Raw genomic sequence first — 17270 nt, 5'->3', positions numbered from 1 at the left:
GCAGGGCGGCCGGGGAAGAACTTTCGCACAGGGCGGCTGAGGGAGTTGATTACTCTCCCACATTACATACTATACAGCACATACAGCCCTCGCCAATATCAGCATCTGCTTCACATTCTTACCCCCGAAGAATAGAAACAACATCGAAAAAGGCAGGTCTCCTGGCTCATACTTCACCGCTTCCCCCGCCTTCCCATCCGCTTAGCAGACAGTGGCTCTTCAGGAGTTGCTCCGTATTTACAGTGGCGGGACCGCGCCGGACTTGCACCGGGCTTCCCTTTTAAGCAGATTCCTCTATTAGACATAGCCCTGCCAGCATCTGCTAGCGACAGCGCGCGGTCTCTAAGGCAATCTGCACCTTTTCCTCAAGCTTATTAAATTTTAATATTCTCAAACCATCATATCGACTATTCCCCTGTATGTCTATAGACAAGCTACATCTATTCCAGCTCCCCCAAAGCTCAGCCCATTCCGCACAAAAATCCTGAACAGCACATGCCCGCTCCCCCGGCACATCGTACTATTCAGGACTGTAAAAAGTTACTCTTCTGCTGCTAATCAAGACGTTGGTCCACTGCTAATCAATACACTAGCGCACCTATGGAGACACCGGCAGAAGGCCGATTGTATTATGTACATCAGAATTAGTATAAAAGCAGCCGATAACGCATTCTGTTGCACTTCATACCATCGATTTCGGCAAATCCCCCTCAGCCGGGCCAAATCCCAAAAATCTACTGCATCAAATACAACAGAACGCCATATTAACTCCATTATGCCTGATTCTAGTGTACGAAGTGCAATTGAGAAGCTTCTTTCGGACATCAGCGTACCTATAGGCTACAATTCACATATGTCGATTGAATTACTCTGAGCACTACCCGATCGCGTTATTTAAAAGCTTACGCAGCCTGCTTATGGCCGCCTGTGTTATTCCGCATCCGTGTCCGCTTCCGGGCTTGCGGAAGCGGATGGCTCCGCACTAGGCGCGGCTGTAGCTGTAGCTTCCGGAGCGCTGCCCGGATCTGCCGCCAGCTTCAGCGAGTATCTTCCGGCGGTGATCATATCACCCGCCGCCAGCTTCGCGCCTGCTGATAGCTCCACCGTCACCTCGTATACGCGTGACGGAGGAGTCCCCGCCGCCGCTGGAGAGGCGGCGGCTCCACTGTCCGCATCGCCGTCCACTCCGGCGCCTGCTTCACCCTTCGCATCGCCGTCCACTCCGGCACCTGCCTCAGCCTTGGCACCGCCGTCCGCTCCGGCTCCTGCCTCACCCTTCGCATCGCCCTCTACTCCGGCGCCTGCTGCAACCTGGCAACTGCTAACCGTTGCCTTAACCTCATAGTCCGTAACGCCGCTGGCGGACTCCACACCGATCCGCTCCGGCTTGAAGGCGGAGCATTCCGCAGCATCAGTGAAGCTGAACAACAGCTTCACGCCGTTCTTCTTACCCGCTTCCCCACTTCCTGCTCCGCCCTCCGCGTTTCCGCCAGTCCCTGTATCACCGCCGTTATTACCGCCGCCGATAAGCCGGACAGAGACGGGAGCCGCTACAGCGGCTTGTCCGGTCACTGCCGGAAGCGGGCTGGGGCTGGCCACCGGCGCAGCTGTATCCTTGCCGCGTCCCCCTAGCTGGCTCAGCAGGATAACCGCCGCAATCAGAATGATCCCGAGGATGCTCCCTGAGATCAGGATTTGAAATCGGCTGCGGCTGACCCACCGCGCCAGCGGCGAAGCCAGCTGGGCGCGGGCTTCATTGTAGACAGTCTGCATAGCAGGCGTTGCTGTGTCGAGATGGGTTTTGCGGAATTCCCGGTTCTTGAACGCCTCGCGGTCGCTCTTCAGGAAATACCTCAGCACGGCCCGCTTGTAATTCGGCCACAGCTTCTTGCCTGAGCTTGCGAACAGCCAGCTATGCTGCGACCAGTCCAGGAACCGGTACACTGTCTCCTTGTCATTGCCCGCTTTGCGGACTACCAGATCCAGCAGCGCATCATAATCCAGCGGTCCGCCTTCACGTTCACTGCTGTGATAGAAGGCCAGCGGCAGCCGGTCGAATGGCTCAAGACTCCGTGCTTCCTTCAGCCACCGCGCGCCGAGCAGCTGTACATCGTCCAGCTCACGCGGCGTCAGTCCGGCAAAAATCTCCTCGTCCGGCGACTCCTCCCCGAACCAGCGGTAGGCTGCACGCAGCGCATTCGCTTTGCGCTTCGCAATCGCATCGAGCGGCGGCTGCCAGTCTGCCGTATCCCGGTAACGCAGGAACGAGATCTCCAGCAGCTGCTCCATTGTCAGCTCGTCCAGCGAGATCCGGTTCAGCAAAAAGCGGTCGGCAACCGTGCCCAGCTCCTCCATAACGGACAAGGCCTCCGGGTATACACCGCCTCTGCGGCGCTGCTTCTCTGCCTGCTGGACCGCTTCATGAACAGCCGTTACCGCCGCTACCGGTTCAAGCTCCCGCTGCAGCTTCTCCAGCAGATATTCCTTGAAGGTATCCCGTACCGCTGCCTGCTGAAGCACCTCTGGAAGACTCCGGCCGAAGTGGCCCACTAGGCGGAGGATATCCGCCGTTCCGGCAGCTGCCGCCAGCCGGGATTCCAGATACGGCTCGAACAGTGCTCTGCGGAAGAGAGATTGGGACAGCACTTTTTTGAAGAACGCCTCACTAAGCTCCGCATCGCTCTCAATAATTCCGTAAGCCGCCGCCAGCACATCCTCCCGGCCCCCGGACTGGCAGTTCAGCATCCCGTTGATGAAGTAATCGATGATCTTCACCCGGTAATTATGGCCCGGCAGCGCGTAATACGCCTTGAACTGCTCCAGGATTTCCACGGACGGAATCCCCTTCTTGCGGATCAGATCATATTCGCGGTCGAACCGCTCCAGGAACATATCATTCAGCCGCACCCGCGAGTCCAGCTTCCCCTCCGGCTTCAGATAGGATAGCAGCCCGCTGAGTATAGCGTTCTTGTTGTCTGTATATAAAGCTTCGTTGCCTTGCTCAATTTCATAAAAAACGGCCAGCTCATTGTATAGCGCCAGCGACAGCTTACGCTCCGTACTCTCTCCGAGCAGCAGGCTGTCGGCAAACTTAGCGAAATCACGGAGGCTTCCGCCCTTCTCCACCAGCGTCTTCCAGGCCAGATCGGCATAGATTTGCCGCGACTCGCCGAAGTCGGTATTCAGGAACCTTGCTCCTGCCAGATCGAAGATATAATCCTTCTCGATATTGCGGTCGCCCGGACGCAGAGAGCCCTTTTCCACGAAGGTCAGATGAATATATTTGCGGCTCTGCGGTTCCTTGGCATACGTGATCACTCCCAGCCTGCGGCGGAAGTCATATGGCAGCGCAGCGAAGAGTACCTCGGTCAGCCGGACCGCACGCTGCGACAGCTCACTGATGGGAACATCCAGCGTTACATAGATTTTCTTCTTCCCGGCTACGGACAACATTACCGCCTGCAGCAGGGCTTTGAACAGCTCTTCTGTGAATCCTAGACCGGACAGCACGCTGCGCGGATCTGACGGCACGTCCAGCTCTCGGGTTGCCACGGGAATCGACTCCAGCTCAGGCAGGGTCCCGCCAGGCTCCCCCTCATAGCTCCGGGCAAACCCCGCGTGCAGCCAGCTTCCATACCCCTCGACAATCTCTTCGGAGCGGATAGGCGGCACCACGAAATTATGGGCAAAAAAAGCGCTCCGCTGCCCCGTAAAATCCGCCGCCAGATAACGGCTCTCTCCGATCACAGTCTCGTTGCTCTCCGTATGGAACAGGTGCAGCGCAGCCGGATATAGCTCCTCATCCTTCTCGCCGCGCGCCGTAAGCTCAGCCGGGGCATCGTATAGGCAGAAGGGGTGCAGGATTTTTTTGACAAAATTATTATCGAGACTCTCCGATTTCGCTACCGTATCGAAGCCCTCTGTAGACCGGTACACGCCGCGGCGCTCGCGGGTATACATCTGCTGGGTGATCATGGACCCTGACAATCTGTTCACGGCCCGTCGCTCCCCTCAATATAATTCAGCTTGTGCAGCAGCCAGATGAACGGCTCATCGACCCGGATCGGACTGACCACACCCTCCACCTTCTGATTGACCGGATTGCTGCCCAGCGCAGACACGGCGAAATACCCCGTATTGGCAAAATACACATCCATCGTATCCTTGAACGGACGGTCCACCTTCTCAATGAAGCGCCGGATCTCACCGTCGATGTTGTGGAACTCGTCCATATTCAGCGTTTTGCGGTGCACGTAGTTGTTGAACACATTGCTGTTCGACTTGATGTAGTCGCCATCCTCATCCTTGAGGGAGTGGAGCATATCGCTTTTGGCCAGGACGACTGCGGTCGGAATCTCGGTCTTGCTCTTCTCCTGATAGGCGATGAAATCACCGAACATGGTCAGCACCACATCACGCGGCTCATCATACTGCGATACCCACTCTCCCGGGCGGTCGCCGAAGTTAATGCGGATCTTCTCCCGGACCGAACGGATCTGCAGCGGATCGACCATGAACAGAATCCCTGCCGAGTTCTTGATATGCTGGCCGTGCAGGCCTAAGTAATCCTGATCGACCATTCCTTCACCGGCGACATCGAAGAACACCAGCGTCAGCGGGGGCTTGGACTCATCCTTGAACACAAACTGGAAAATAAACGGCTCCTGCATCTTCTCCTTCTGGGTGGACGCCAGCAGATCCCCGCGCTCGAACAGCGGCTCCTCATACAGGGTACGGAATTTGCGGCTGATCTCGGCATTCAGCGGCATACAGGCTGCGTCGAAATGCCCTGCCGTTGTATGCTGTAGCGTATGGATCAGCGAGGTCATATAGACAGACTTCCCGACCTGGGAAGCTCCGATAATCGAGATAATATTGCTAGGCACCTTGCCTGCTGTTACAGGCAGTTCGTTATGGCAGGACGGACAGAGCCGTCTGCGGGTCATCACTCCATAACGGTCGGTGAGCCCGGTCAGGACGTTGTCTGTATAATGATGATACTCCTCCGGGATATCCGCCGGCTGCAGAACTGCTTCCATATCATCCACCGTATCGAGGCCGAAGCGCTCCCGGTATTTATTCAGCAGATCATCCTCACCGAGCGCATAATTCTCATCATCCTCACGGCTGTGCATGGCCCGGAACACCACTTCCTCCGGCTCAAAGCGCGTGAAGCAGAACGGGCAGACAATATCGTAATACAGCGGCCTCGCTGCGGGCTGATTCTTCTTCATGAAACGGCTAAAAAAAGACATTTCTCATCCTCCTCAGGGTTGTGTCAGCACCCGGTATGCTGCTCCCGCTCACTCGGGAACCAGCTCATAATACGTCCCGTATTTCGGCCCATCGGTGAAAAAAATACGGATGAAGTCGTCCTTGCCGACCTCAATCGGCGGGAGCTGGTTGCGCCCGGGAGCGAAGTCCTGGACGAACGGGAATCTTGCACCGTCCTCCTTGGAGGATGGATGCGCATCCCGCTTTTTGACGTAGCAGAGCACTTCCTTCGGCACCGGCACCTCGGCAGTAATCGTCATCTGCACGGTTTTCAGCTTGCTGAACAACCCTTTTTTGTGCTGGACCGCGTAGTAGATCCTCGCTTTGCCCGCACTGACGAGCGCCCGGTTACCGCCATCCTGCTGGCGGACCAGTAACGTCTCCCCATTCTCACTGAGCCGCACGTAAATGGTGTAAGCCACCATCCCGATCTCGTCCAGCCGGTCCCGGTATCCGTTATTCGCTTTGTATTCTTCACGCGTGTAGAGCTTCATGCCCGGAGGCGGATGCTCATGACCGTCCGGCGCCTCCGCAGAGGCCTTATGAATATATACCGCCTGTACACCGTCCGGCCAGCGCCAGCGCAGCGTACAGAACCGGTCCTCCACTCTGGATACAACTTCGGTAATCACCGGTGCTCCAGCGTCTGCCTCGGCGTACTTCATGGCAACCTGCCCCTTTCCCTGCATCTGGCTTTAGAACCCTTTACTGCCGCGGTTACGGCGGGGTGAATGAATGCTATCCACAGGCGCATTAGCAGCCCCTGCAGCTCTTCCCCGGCGCGACAAGCGCCCTTCCCCTACAGGCACGATATATGTGAACAAGGTGAGAATAGCCGCCAGAACGAGCAGCGCCAGCAGCCGGGTCATAGGGTCCCAGAGCGTGTCGCCGTTCAAGCCGGATTCCAGAATCAGCCCTGCCACAAGTCCCGATACCGCGCCCCCGATACTGAAGCTCCGGGCCAGATGGCGGTTATCGAACACAATGCCAAGGCCCAGACCCAGCGCCGTGCCGAGCAGCATCAAGGCCAGCACACGCACCACAGCATAATAAGGGCTGTCTGCGGTCTGGTCGCTGCGTTCGGTCAGCAGTGTCCGGTCCCCCAGACGGTCATAAATCTGCTGGAATACGTCGCCAAGCCGGTTCGCATCGGCCACATCATAATACTGTCCGCCGGTACCGCTGGCGATACTCTGAAGCAGATTTGCGCCGGACGGATCATCCAGGGCCAGCCCGATTGTATTCACTTTTATCCCACGCGCCACATAGTCTGTCAGCTCCGTAGAAGTATTGAACTGGCTGACGCCGTCGGATAAAAGAATAACCATCGCTCCGCGGTCTGCGCCGTCTTCATGAATCACCTTCATTGCTTCAGCCAGTGCGCCGCTGATATTCGTTCCGCCTTCGGTGGTCTTCAGGCTGCTGATGACCTCCATCACCTTCTCGCGGTTCGCCTCTTTGGAGAGCGGGAGCAACGGCTGGACCACGGAAGCTTCATTGCTGAAGGTGACTACCGCGACTTTGTTGTCTTTTTTGAGCTGCTGCACCAGATTCTTGGCCGCCGCGTAGCGCCTGTCTGACGGGTCGCTCTGCGACATGCTGCCGGAATCATCGATCACCATGACGACATTCTTCACCGGCTTGCTGCCGCCGAAGTTCAGCTCGTACACGAACTCGGTCAGCGTACCCACGCCGAGCAGCAGCACGACCATGAGCGGGAACATTTTCCACGAGGTACCCAGGTAACGCAGCTTCCAGGACTGTCCGTTCAGCCTTGGCGAGATCGTCTCAGCAACCAGAGCGCCTATTCCAACACATAAGGCCACGATGGCAAAATAAATGCCGACCAGCACCATCTGAGGTAAATCATACGGCCTGCGGTCCAGCAGCAGCTCACCGAGCACAAACGCTACACCCGCGCCGAGCAGACTGAACAGCAGCAGGAGCAGATTGATTTTTCGCTGCATTGCATTTCATCCTTTCCGGGAAAAGCTTGATCTTCACGCGCTTCCCCATTCCATTCTATTGCACATCCGGCAGTGGAATGAATGAGAATTGTCCTACGAAGACTGTATGGTTAGGCTCGGGATGAGTCCAGGTCCGGGCCAGGTCCGGGCCAGGTCCAGGGCCAGGTCCAGGGTCAGGTCCAGGGCCAGGTCCCTGAGCCTAGGCATTATTATAGTGAACCCTCGGATTTTCGGCCGCCCCTCCAGTAATCAGGGGCACTAATGCTCCTCATTTGGCGATTCGGCACACTTTCGGTGAAATCAGGGGCATTAGTGCTCCTCATTTGGCGGTTCGGCACACTTTCGGTGAAATCAGGGGCATTAGTGCTCCTCATTTGGTGGTTTTGCACACTTTCGGCGAATTCAGGGGCATTTGTGCTCCTCATTTGGTGGTTTTGCACACTTTCGGCGAATTCAGGGGCATTAGTGCTCCTCATTTGCTAGTTCGGCACACTTTCGGTGAAATCAGGGGCATTATGCCCACACTCATTAGCATCAAAGGGATTTATCCCCCTCATTCCGCCATTTGGCTCACTTTCACCAGCGTCAGAGGGATTTATCCCTCTCATTCCGCCATTTGGCTCACTTTCACCAGCATCAGAGGGATTTATCCCTCTCTTTCCGCCATCCGGCCCATTTCCGCCAGCATCAGAGGGATTTATCCCTCTCTTTCCGCCATTTGGCTCACTTTCACCAGCATCAGAGGGATTTATCCCTCTCTTTCCGCCATCCGGCTCACTTCCAGCAGCGTTCGGTCAGCCGCCGAACTCGCATGGACTATAGATCCTGCGGTTGTGGTAGTCTGACCAAATATAATAGTTTGTGATAGCACTCTGCTCATCTCATCCCATCTCTGCTCATCAGCACTCGTCCCGTCTCCGCTCATCAGCACTCGTCCCATCTCCGCTCATCAGCACTCATCACATCTAATCGCCACTCATCTCATCTCCGGCAGCTGCTTCTCTTCCAGACCGTGGAGCTGGTATCCGTTGCCGGCATAAGTCTCGTAATAGACCTTGCCGTTGCGGTAGTAGAGCAGGTCTTCCAGGTGGAAGCCGCCCATCAGGTTCAGCTTCTCCACGCCGCTGCGGCGCTGCTCATGCACGAAGCCGAGCCGGTAGATGCGGGTGGTCTCATCGGCGCTGAAAGCATAACGCAGAAATTCGGAGGAGCTGTCGCCGAAGAAGTACTTCTCCTCATGGCGGTGCTCCTGCGTATACTCGAACAGGCGGACATTCATCGCCGCCTCCTCCTCCAGACTGCGGTAGAGCTGCTTGAACAGCTCCTCCTTGGAGACGATATCCCGGTTCTCGTAGGCGGCTGCAACATTGGCACGCCGCAGCAGCTCTTCCTCGAACGGAAGCGTGAACGGCCCCGCGGTAAGCAGCTCCCGGCGGCACAGCTCGATCAGCCGCTCGGCAACAGCCTGGCCGCCTCCGTTCACCAGCAGCCCGGAGAGACTGCCCATGAACCGCTCGCTGAAGAAGATCCCCGCACCGCGCCGGGTCTCGATATCCTTCATGACCTCGTCCGTCACACTGCGGTAATACTCCATGATGTTCTGATCCACGGTCTCTTTGCTGCGGCCGATGCTGGCGAGGGCCACGCTGTGCAGCTCCTCCTCCAATGCGTCCATAGCCGCAACCTTCGTTCTGCTGTCTGCGTGCAGCTGCTCCAGTGCAGCGTCATAGCGGAGACAGAGCGCCAGTTCGCTCTCCAGCAGCAGAATCTCATACTTCTTGCCGTAGACGGACTCGAACAGGTAATGAATGAAATTGCGCACCGTCCGTTTGTCCAGCAGCGGCACCCGCTGGAACGGCTGGCGCTCCACGCTCTCTGCATAGAGCCGCTCCAGCTCCTCCTGCGCGGAGAGCAGAGCGGAACGCAAGCCGCCCATATGCTGGCGCAAGGCCTGCAGCACGCTGCCTCCCTCACCTGTCTTCTCACTGGTCCATTCCGCCAGCTGGTAGAAGGTGACCGGGGAGGCCCCTGCCTCCTCGGCAGCCAGCACTCCAGTCCATTCCCGGGCCGGATCAATCCCGGCAGCCCTGCGAGCAGACACCTCCGCAAAATTACTGCGGAAGTACGCCTGCGCCCCTTCCCCGAACAGCAGCTCCTCAGCCTCGCGCAGCGAGAGCATCCGCAGCTGTGAATAGGACGGACGTCCGTGGCTCATCAGCCCGGTCATCTCCGCGAGAGCGGACTGCTCCGGCAGCAATTCTGCCGCGCGGTCCCGCAGGGTATCCGCTCCAAGGCCAAGCATCGCCTGCCGCTCCTTAAGACTCCGGGGTTGGCCTGCACGCAGCCGCCCGGACAGATAATGCAGCGCATGGTACAGCACCGCCAGCGCAATCTGGCGGTTCGGCCGCCGCACCGCCGAGAAGCCGGCAGATGCGTAGCCTTGCCTGCCTGTGCTGCCGCGGATGCCGCTTTTGAACGTCATATTATTGTAGCCGCCATGCCCGGAGGCCTGATCGGCCGCAGGCCGGACCCGGTTCTTGAGCAGGCTGATGTGGGCGATAATCTCGTAATTGTCGTCCATGCCGTGGACCGACATCAGTCCGCGCTCATTCTTATCGGAGAGCAGATAGACCAGATCGAACAGCGGAGAAGGGCCATGCATCACAGGAATGGACAGTCCTTCCTCCGTCACCAGCAGCGGAGCGCTTAAGGCATAATCTGCCGCCTGCATCCCGTCCAGCTCACGCAGACAAGCCAGCCCGACCGAGCTGGAATAGCCGAAGTTATCCCCCTGCTCCCGTTCGTTAATCAGCGCGTACAAATCAATCTGTACCGATTTGAACGACTGGCTGAGAATCGCACGGGCCAGCAGCACGATCTCCGGCAACAGCACATTCTGCGGATCATCGACCCGTGTAATGACAGACAGATGGATGACGTCAAAAGAAGAATACAGCCGTCCGTAATCTGCTATGCTGTTGCTTAAGCTGCGCAGCGTCCGGTTCATTCCGGCCAAATACTGGCTATCCTCATGAAATTCACGGTACAGCTCACGCCGGACCGTACGCGGATCACGCCCTGCCGTATCCGGCAGGGTCATGTGCATCACACGTTCATGGACGCTGCTGTTTCCGCTGCCGATCCGCCCCTTGATTCCTTCCTTCTCCTGCGTACTGCCGCTGCCGTTGTGCGAACCGGCATGCAGCGCCATCACGCCGCCTGCATTGTCCCATTTGCGCTGGCAGCGTTCCAGCACAGGGCCGATGGCCGGGGTCACCTTATCGCCCAGGAACAGGAACAGCGCAGGGTAATGGATACTGCTGCGCCCATCCCCCTTATGATGCTGTGCTTCCTCCTGGGCAGCGTATTGCTCAGCATATTGTAAGGCCTGATCTCTGATCATAGGCCTACTTCAGCTTTCTGCGGATGCTGCCAAGCTTGCCGGTCAGGCTCTTGTAGAAGCCGTACATTTCGTCTCCGTTAGCATGCTCTACCCGCTCATATTCCAGAGCGTCACGCGCTTCCAGGAACGAGACATACATTCCTTCCAGCTTATACAGCAGCGGAGTTACATCTTCAGCTGCGGTCATTTCTCCGGCCCGGCGCGCTGCCTTGCGGAGCAGGAGACTGCGGCTTTTCTCATCCAGCTCACGGAAATGGCGGTAGACGGCATACTCCACATAGCTGCGTTCCTTCATCAGATTCGCGAACGGCTCCCAGGCATCCTCGTCCTCGTCGCGGTCGTAGACATAGAGCGCACCTTTTTTGGTGATCGTATCGGTGTACAATGCTTCAATGAACTGGTCCAGCCATTTGTCTTCATCCAGATGCTGATGTACAAGTGCTTCCAGTTCCGCAGATTTAGCTGCCAGTGCATCGTATTTCGCCAGCTCCTCACGGACACGGGCAATGAGCTGCGGGGAACGGATCAGGTTCTCCTGGGCCAGCTCCAGATTAATGCTGCCGAAGATATCCTTCACGGCTTCGCGTTCAAGGCCTCCTGTGCGGAGCGCTTTTAGCTCCTCAGCAGCCTTGCGCACTTCACCCAGATTCGGACGCGGCGCATCCAGCTGCAGATCATAAGCGTCCAGCAGCTTGCCCAGATCCAGCGGCTTCGTGAAGATCACGGAGAAGCGGCTGCTCGTGTTCTCATCTACACCCTTCTCGATGATCACACCGGACGCAAGCGCCCGGCCGAAATCTGCACGCACTCTGGCATTGTACTCACGGACCCGCGGATTCGCATACGTATCGCCCCAGGACTTCTCCGGGATCGGCGAAGGCAGATAGGTCCAGTTGTCCTTATCGGTCATCACCAGATGGCGGCCGATGCCTTCCTTGTCTAGAATGGTCCGCTCGTAGTTCTCCTCGTACACCCGGAGCGGCGTATAGACGAACAGCGGCACCCCGTTGCGTGTATTCAGCCAGAAAATCCGGTTCTTGACCTCGCTCTCCTTGATCGTGAACTGCGATTTGCCGAGTGCATTATTCTGATAATTCCGCACACCCTTCAGAATTCCCGGCGCCTTCACCGGCACAGAGACGAAGCCCCAGGACGGGAAGTGCAGACTGCCAGAGCTGTTGCTGAGGTGGAAAATCGGCACCGCATCCTCATCCAGACGTCCGGCAATAATCCGCTCCACGAACTTATCCAGCGGCTCCTCGCGCCCGTATTTCATCACCAGGAAATCCTCCATCGAACGGGTAATGAGGTCCCCGAACTTGTCGCTGAGGAACTCGGAGATGGAGCGGACAATATCAATCTCCTGCTCTCTTACCCAGCGTCCGGAATGCTTCAGCATCTCGCGTGTGAAGTCACGGATCAGATCATCGCCGTCCTTCTGGTCCATGATTTTGGAGATGGTCGCCGAGATATCCGGCACGTTGACGATATTCCAATAGTAGGTTTTGTTGCCCTTATGGTCTGCCTGCTCTTCGCCGTTAATCAGAATGTCGCCGTTCTTCTCGAAGATCGAGCTGAGCGCGGTCAGAATCTCGGTGAATACCCCGTAGATCCGGCTGTTCTCTTCATTTAGCAGCTCATACAGATCTTCATAGAACTGGATCATCTGCTCGGTGCGCTCCACATCGGCGTGCAGCCAGTATTCATTGATTTTGGCTTCAATATAGGCGTTCTTCTTCTTCTCCTTGGACACAAAAGCGCTCCGCGCATCGCCCAGCTTATCCTCTGCACTCTCCTGGGCGGTCTCAATATCACGCGGCAGGCGCAAGAGACTCTCGCGCAGCGCTTCAATATAAGACTGGATCAGCTTCAGGATGCAGAAGCCCTTCTCTGTGTAGAGCAGCCGCGACACATAGAACGGCCCCTGTTCAGGGTGCAGGAAGATGCGTTCCAGTTCTTCGCCGAACTGTCCGGCAATTTCGCCTGGAAGCTGCTTCTTGGATTTGATATATTCCTCACGCGCACGGGCCAGGAAGTTCTGCTCCAGCTCCGTATCCATGCTGACGACCTGATTCTTGACCACATTCGCATGGCTGAGGCGCTCGCTGTTCTGATAACCCGGCAGCGGCTCCGGCACACGGGACTCGAACGTCTTGATCATCGTATCGAGATCGATGCCGAGCTTGCGCGCCATCTTCTCCACATCCTCCTGGTTCGGGGCGTGATGGAACATCTTGTCCATTTTGTCGAAGAGGCGGTAAGCCAGATAGGTTGTCATTTCCTCAATCGGCAGCACGGCCGAGGATGCCCCGATAATGTTGTACTCATAGTTGGCAGGATAGGTCTTGTTCATTTGGGCAATGTTCGTGCGGATGTTGCTGATATAGTCATGGATGGCGAACTCCTCGCCGGAGGCCTTCTCTTCACTGGCCATGAAGTTGGTGATATTCTCAGCCGTCACGTTCATGCAGTAATCGTAGGCGTTCTCCAGCAGCTTGCCTTCCGTATTGGTTGCGGAGATGAGATGACAGAGATTGAACGGCGGCAGCGGCGAGTTGACGCTCAGAATATTGCCGTACTTCTGGCGGAACCGTTCGCCCCGGCTGTCCACGTTCATCCAGTAATCCAGTTCTTTAAGCGCGGCATACCCGTTCTTACGGATATACTCGCGGGTATGCTCGCTGAGGCTTTTGTTCGACAGGTTGACGTCCGGTGTGAACAGATAGCCCAGCGTATTGACACGGTCTATCCCGGCTGCGCCGTAGTCACGTTCAATAATGCCGCGCACGATGTAGGCAATATCCAGGAACGCCCCGCTGCCGGTTCCGCCGGACAGACCGGTAAGCAGGAAGACCATGAGCTTCTTGCTGGTGCCGACAGATAGGGTCTTAATCTTCTTGTCGATGGCGGCAACCACCTGGTTGATCTTCGTGAACAGCAGCAGACGTCCGGCCTGGCGCACCCCGGCGGCTCCGTTCATGCCGTCTGTGATGCTCAGCTCCGGCGACAGCCAGTCTGTAATGTAGGAATCCAGGATGCTGCGGTTTTGCAGCAGTCCGCCGATCTCGGCATTGGCCAGCAGCACGAATTCATTCTGCGGGTCGAGACCGATGCCCTTGTATTTTTTGCCGCGGTCCTGTTCATTGGTCTCGAACGCCAGGAATTCCACGTTGTCGGGCTTATCCCGCTTCTTCTTGGACAACGGATCTTCAGGCAGCTTGAAGCGGCGGTTAATCTGGTATTTGAGCCGCAGCAGGGCATCGATGCCCGTGCCGCCAAGCCCGATAATGAGGATCGGGTTGTCGATGGTATCTACTCTGATCTTGTCGCTGACAATCCCTCCGCCCAGCGATACATCCAGTTGTTGAATATGTTCTCTTACTACCGGTTTCATAGGTTCTCCCCCAAAAGTTGTGATAGCCTATGCAGCCCGAATCATTTCGTATAATAGCTTCGGGAGCACAAACTTAGCCTGCTTATCAGATCAAATATTCCAAAGAAATCGTCTTATCTACCGTCTGCAGAGAGACCGTTACCCGGTCCCCGCTCTTCATCTCCAGGCCACGTGAGATATCTGCGGCACGGCCTGAACGCTCAACCGTAATACCCTCGCCGCTGCGCAGCAGCAGCCGGTCATTCGTCCCGGGCGTGAACACCAGCTTCTCGCTCTCCTTCAGCTCCGGGGCCAGCTGCAGCAGCTGATGAAGCGTGAACTTGCCGCGGAAGTCGGAGAGCTTCTTGTACTGCGGATAGGTTTTCTCCCCGGTATTGGTATCCAGCACCTCCACCACCATCTGTCCGACGAACCCTCTGTTTGCCTTACTCCGCAGCAGCCAGAATGCGGCAGCCGCAGCCAGCAGCACAATGCCGCCGATGATATAATACAGCGTGTTCGAGGTCTTCTCAGCGGCTGGTTCTTCGCCCGCAGGAGTGCCTGCAGACGGCGGGGCGGTCGCTACCGTTCCCGTCTTGGCGTTGATGGTCAGCTCGTCGCTCTCGCGGTAGAAGCTGCTCTCCTCGGCCCGGACCTTCAGCTTATATTCATGACTGTCTTGTATCTCAAAAGTGCCCTTAAACGCAGCACCCGAATTGTCCAGCGGAATCTCTTGCACCTGGCCGGTATCGGCATCGGTCGCCAGCAGCACCGCCTTCATCTCCTGATACAGGCTGCCTTCCGTTACCTCCGCCCCGTTGCTGTACAGATGGGAAGAGATCTCCACCTTGTCGCCTTTGCCGTAAGACTTGGCTGGCAGAGCATCCAGCTTCAGCTCCAGATCGTAGTTGAACACCAGATTAATGTCGATTTTGTCCTTGGGCACGCCCTTGACCTGGAGCTTCCAGTCCCCCTGCTCCGGCGCGAGCAGCTTGATCAGAGTGTAGGTGGACGATTTCGACAGCAGCACCTTATCCGAGGGAATAGCAACTTCCTTGCCGGAAGGATCGCTCAGCTTCGCCGTCACCGGCTTCGAGGACATAATGGAGATATTCGCTTCCAGCACGCTGCTGTTCGGCACGTTCACCGTTACATCCTGATAATCGCCGTTTGCCGTAATAGACGGCACCGGCACCACCTTCAGCTTCAAGTGGCTGGCAAAAATCTCGCTGAGAATCTGCGGCAGATCATCAGCGGAATTGGTAGTGAATGCCTTGCCGCCTGTCTCACTGGACAGCCCGGCCAGAATATTCTTGTTCAGCTTGCCGTCCGCATTCAGCCCTATGGTATATACCGGATACCCCTTCTGCTTGGCAGACTCTACTGCCGCCTTCAGCTCCTTGTCGGAATCGGACTGCTTCCGGCCGCTGGCTTCATTCAGGTCATTGTTGCCGTCCGCCAGCATGACGATCATTGGCTCATGGCCGGGATCGCTGCCGTTCTCCAGCACCTTCACCGCTTCTTCCATCCCGACCGCCAGGTCCGTGTAGGGTCCGCGGCTAAGCCCGTCGATGAAATTCTTCAGATCCTCCTTATCGCCGGCGGATTTGATGCCGAGCAGCGCCTTCTCACGCTGCACCTTATCGGTGTAGGCCACAATGCCTACCTTGTCGCCTTGGGTGGATAACATATCTATGAACATCTTCATCGCTTCATTGGCTATCTTGTTCTTGTCGCTCTTGTTCATCGAGTTGCTGACATCGATCAGCAGCACAGCGTCAATATGTGACGGTGCGGCTGAAGCCGCGCTGGCTCGCGAAGCAGCATATGGAGATACAGTGATGCATAAGATCATGAGCAATACAGGCAATATGCGCTGCAGTCTATTCTTGGCCTTGCTGAAATAACGTTCGTTACGAAGCATAAATAGGGCTCCTCTTGTGTGAAATTAGGCGGATATGGCAGATCCGTAACGCATAGCTAAATTCTGTCAATAGCATGCCATTATGATATAATTAAACCTTGTAAACTTCAACATAGTGACCGCTGGACCGGCACTTCCGCTAGTGGCAATCGCCATCCTGAGCCGGATAGACTATTCTAAGTATACGCCGCATTCCTGAATATTTGATTAAAAGACCGTAACCAGAGCAGAAAGGAAGAGTTCCATGATTACATACGCCATACTCGGGATAACGTTTCTCTATGCTGTGATTCAGATCATTCTATATGCTTCCCGCCAGCAGAAGCCGCTCATCCGTGAGGATATCGACGAGCGCCTGCTGGCTGCATTGAACGGAGGAGATACGGACCGTGAGTAAAAAGAAACCGGTGATCTTCCGTCCCTTCAAGGCTCCCCGTTACGCCTTCGAGAAGCTGCGCATCTGCCGCCGCTGCCACCGTTACACCGCGCTGGGCGAGGAACGTTGCACCCACTGCGGCCGTGCCTCGCTGGCTCCGGTAGAGAAGTATGCAGCTTCCTTAGCCGGGCGCAGGGTACAGACCCGGCTGCTCGTTATTCTCCTGCTGACCCTGGCCGGAATCTATTTCGGACAAAATCTGCAGCAGATGTTACTGTGCGGCGCAGGCGGTCTTGTATTAGCCGGACTGGTCTACTATACGCAGCGAAAAGTACGGCAGAACGAAAATCTGTACGCGCTGAACAAACTGCTTGGCCGTAATATCTATAGCATCAAGGAAGATCTGGAGCTGAACCGCCAGGAAGCCGTGACGGTCCTGCGCGAGAATGATGTGCTCGCTTATGAGAAGCTGCGCGAGATCTCCGTGCTGCTGCGCGGAGACCGGATCTCCCGCCAGCGAGTCGCCCTGCTGCACGGCTTCCAGCTGCGCAAGGACATGACGCTGGAGCTGGAGCAGCTGCTGCTGAAGGACTTCGAGCCGCTGCTGGCTGAATATATCGGCGAGATCGCCAGGGTCCGTCCCGAGCTGATCAAAGACCGCACCCTGCGCTATGTCAAGAATTACGAGGTGCAGATTCTCGAAATGGATAAGGGGCTGGACATTATGACGGCCGTTGCCAGTGCTGCGGTGCGCATGAAGCGATACGCACTGCTCTACTCCGGCATGATCGGCCGCTATGTACAGGAGCTGCCCAAGGACCGGTTCCTGCGCTTATCCAGACTGATTGCCGCGAATCCTTATGAGCCGTGGAACGGCCTGGATGCCAAGGTTGAGGAGATCCGTGAGCTGAAGTACCGCTGGGACCCTGAAGTGTAAGGTTAGAAGCTGACTG

9 protein-coding genes and 1 riboswitch are annotated in these 17270 nt (G+C 56.6%); of the genes, 2 read left to right on the top strand and 7 right to left on the bottom strand.

What is annotated here, in order from left to right; genetic code table 11:
• Positions 1-134: 134 nt before the first annotated feature.
• Positions 135-327: riboswitch (cobalamin riboswitch) on the bottom strand.
• 603 nt (positions 328-930) lie between these two features.
• The 7 genes from NST04_RS27195 to NST04_RS27165 form a co-directional block, all read right to left on the bottom strand.
• Entirely contained in the window at positions 931-3996 is a 3066-nt protein-coding gene (locus NST04_RS27195) for a GAP1-N2 domain-containing protein (protein WP_341187057.1), read from the bottom strand.
• Positions 3993-5255 carry a hypothetical protein gene (locus NST04_RS27190; protein WP_341187056.1) on the bottom strand — a complete coding sequence of 421 codons (1263 nt, stop codon included), beginning with the start codon at positions 5253-5255 and terminating at the stop codon, positions 3993-3995. Before NST04_RS27190 ends, NST04_RS27195 begins: the two co-directional genes overlap by 4 nt.
• 48 nt (positions 5256-5303) lie before the next feature.
• On the bottom strand, positions 5304-5939 hold the full coding sequence (locus tag NST04_RS27185; RefSeq protein WP_341187055.1) for a beta-mannanase: 636 nt from the start codon (positions 5937-5939) through the stop codon (positions 5304-5306).
• A gap of 30 nt (positions 5940-5969) precedes the next feature.
• On the bottom strand, positions 5970-7241 hold the full coding sequence (locus tag NST04_RS27180; protein WP_341187054.1) for a vWA domain-containing protein: 1272 nt from the start codon (positions 7239-7241) through the stop codon (positions 5970-5972).
• 976 nt (positions 7242-8217) lie between these two features.
• The gene (locus NST04_RS27175) at positions 8218-10644 is read right to left on the bottom strand and encodes a transcription initiation factor TFIID (protein WP_341187053.1); all 2427 of its coding nucleotides are present in this window, start codon (positions 10642-10644) and stop codon (positions 8218-8220) included.
• Between the two features lie 4 nt (positions 10645-10648).
• A complete protein-coding gene (locus tag NST04_RS27170) occupies positions 10649-14038 on the bottom strand; it encodes a tubulin-like doman-containing protein (RefSeq protein WP_341187052.1) in 3390 nt (1129 codons plus the stop codon).
• An 85-nt stretch (positions 14039-14123) separates the two neighbouring features.
• Positions 14124-15941, bottom strand: coding sequence for a vWA domain-containing protein (locus NST04_RS27165; RefSeq protein WP_341187051.1), 1818 nt, complete (start codon positions 15939-15941; stop codon positions 14124-14126).
• A 244-nt stretch (positions 15942-16185) separates the two neighbouring features.
• On the opposite strand from NST04_RS27165, the gene NST04_RS27160 reads away from it, so the two are divergent.
• Complete coding sequence (locus NST04_RS27160; RefSeq protein WP_341187050.1) at positions 16186-16338, top strand: hypothetical protein; 153 nt, start codon at positions 16186-16188, stop codon at positions 16336-16338.
• Complete coding sequence (locus NST04_RS27155; RefSeq protein ID WP_341187049.1) at positions 16331-17254, top strand: hypothetical protein; 924 nt, start codon at positions 16331-16333, stop codon at positions 17252-17254. The genes NST04_RS27160 and NST04_RS27155 overlap by 8 nt, the downstream gene beginning before the upstream one ends.
• Positions 17255-17270 lie beyond the last annotated feature (16 nt).

The sequence above is a fragment of the Paenibacillus sp. FSL H7-0756 genome, assembly GCF_038006765.1.
GTDB lineage: Bacteria > Bacillota > Bacilli > Paenibacillales > Paenibacillaceae > Paenibacillus_AQ.
The sequence above is the reverse complement of the archived record's forward strand: the minus strand, read 5'-3'. Positions and strand labels throughout refer to the sequence as shown.

Coding starts and splice junctions, on each gene's coding strand:
- NST04_RS27170 (WP_341187052.1), bottom strand. CDS start 14,038: ATGAAACCGGTAGTAAGAGAACATATTCAACAACTGGATGTATCGCTG.
- NST04_RS27190 (WP_341187056.1), bottom strand. CDS start 5,255: ATGTCTTTTTTTAGCCGTTTCATGAAGAAGAATCAGCCCGCAGCGAGG.
- NST04_RS27180 (WP_341187054.1), bottom strand. CDS start 7,241: ATGCAGCGAAAAATCAATCTGCTCCTGCTGCTGTTCAGTCTGCTCGGC.
- NST04_RS27185 (WP_341187055.1), bottom strand. CDS start 5,939: ATGAAGTACGCCGAGGCAGACGCTGGAGCACCGGTGATTACCGAAGTT.
- NST04_RS27160 (WP_341187050.1), top strand. CDS start 16,186: ATGATTACATACGCCATACTCGGGATAACGTTTCTCTATGCTGTGATT.
- NST04_RS27165 (WP_341187051.1), bottom strand. CDS start 15,941: ATGCTTCGTAACGAACGTTATTTCAGCAAGGCCAAGAATAGACTGCAG.
- NST04_RS27175 (WP_341187053.1), bottom strand. CDS start 10,644: ATGATCAGAGATCAGGCCTTACAATATGCTGAGCAATACGCTGCCCAG.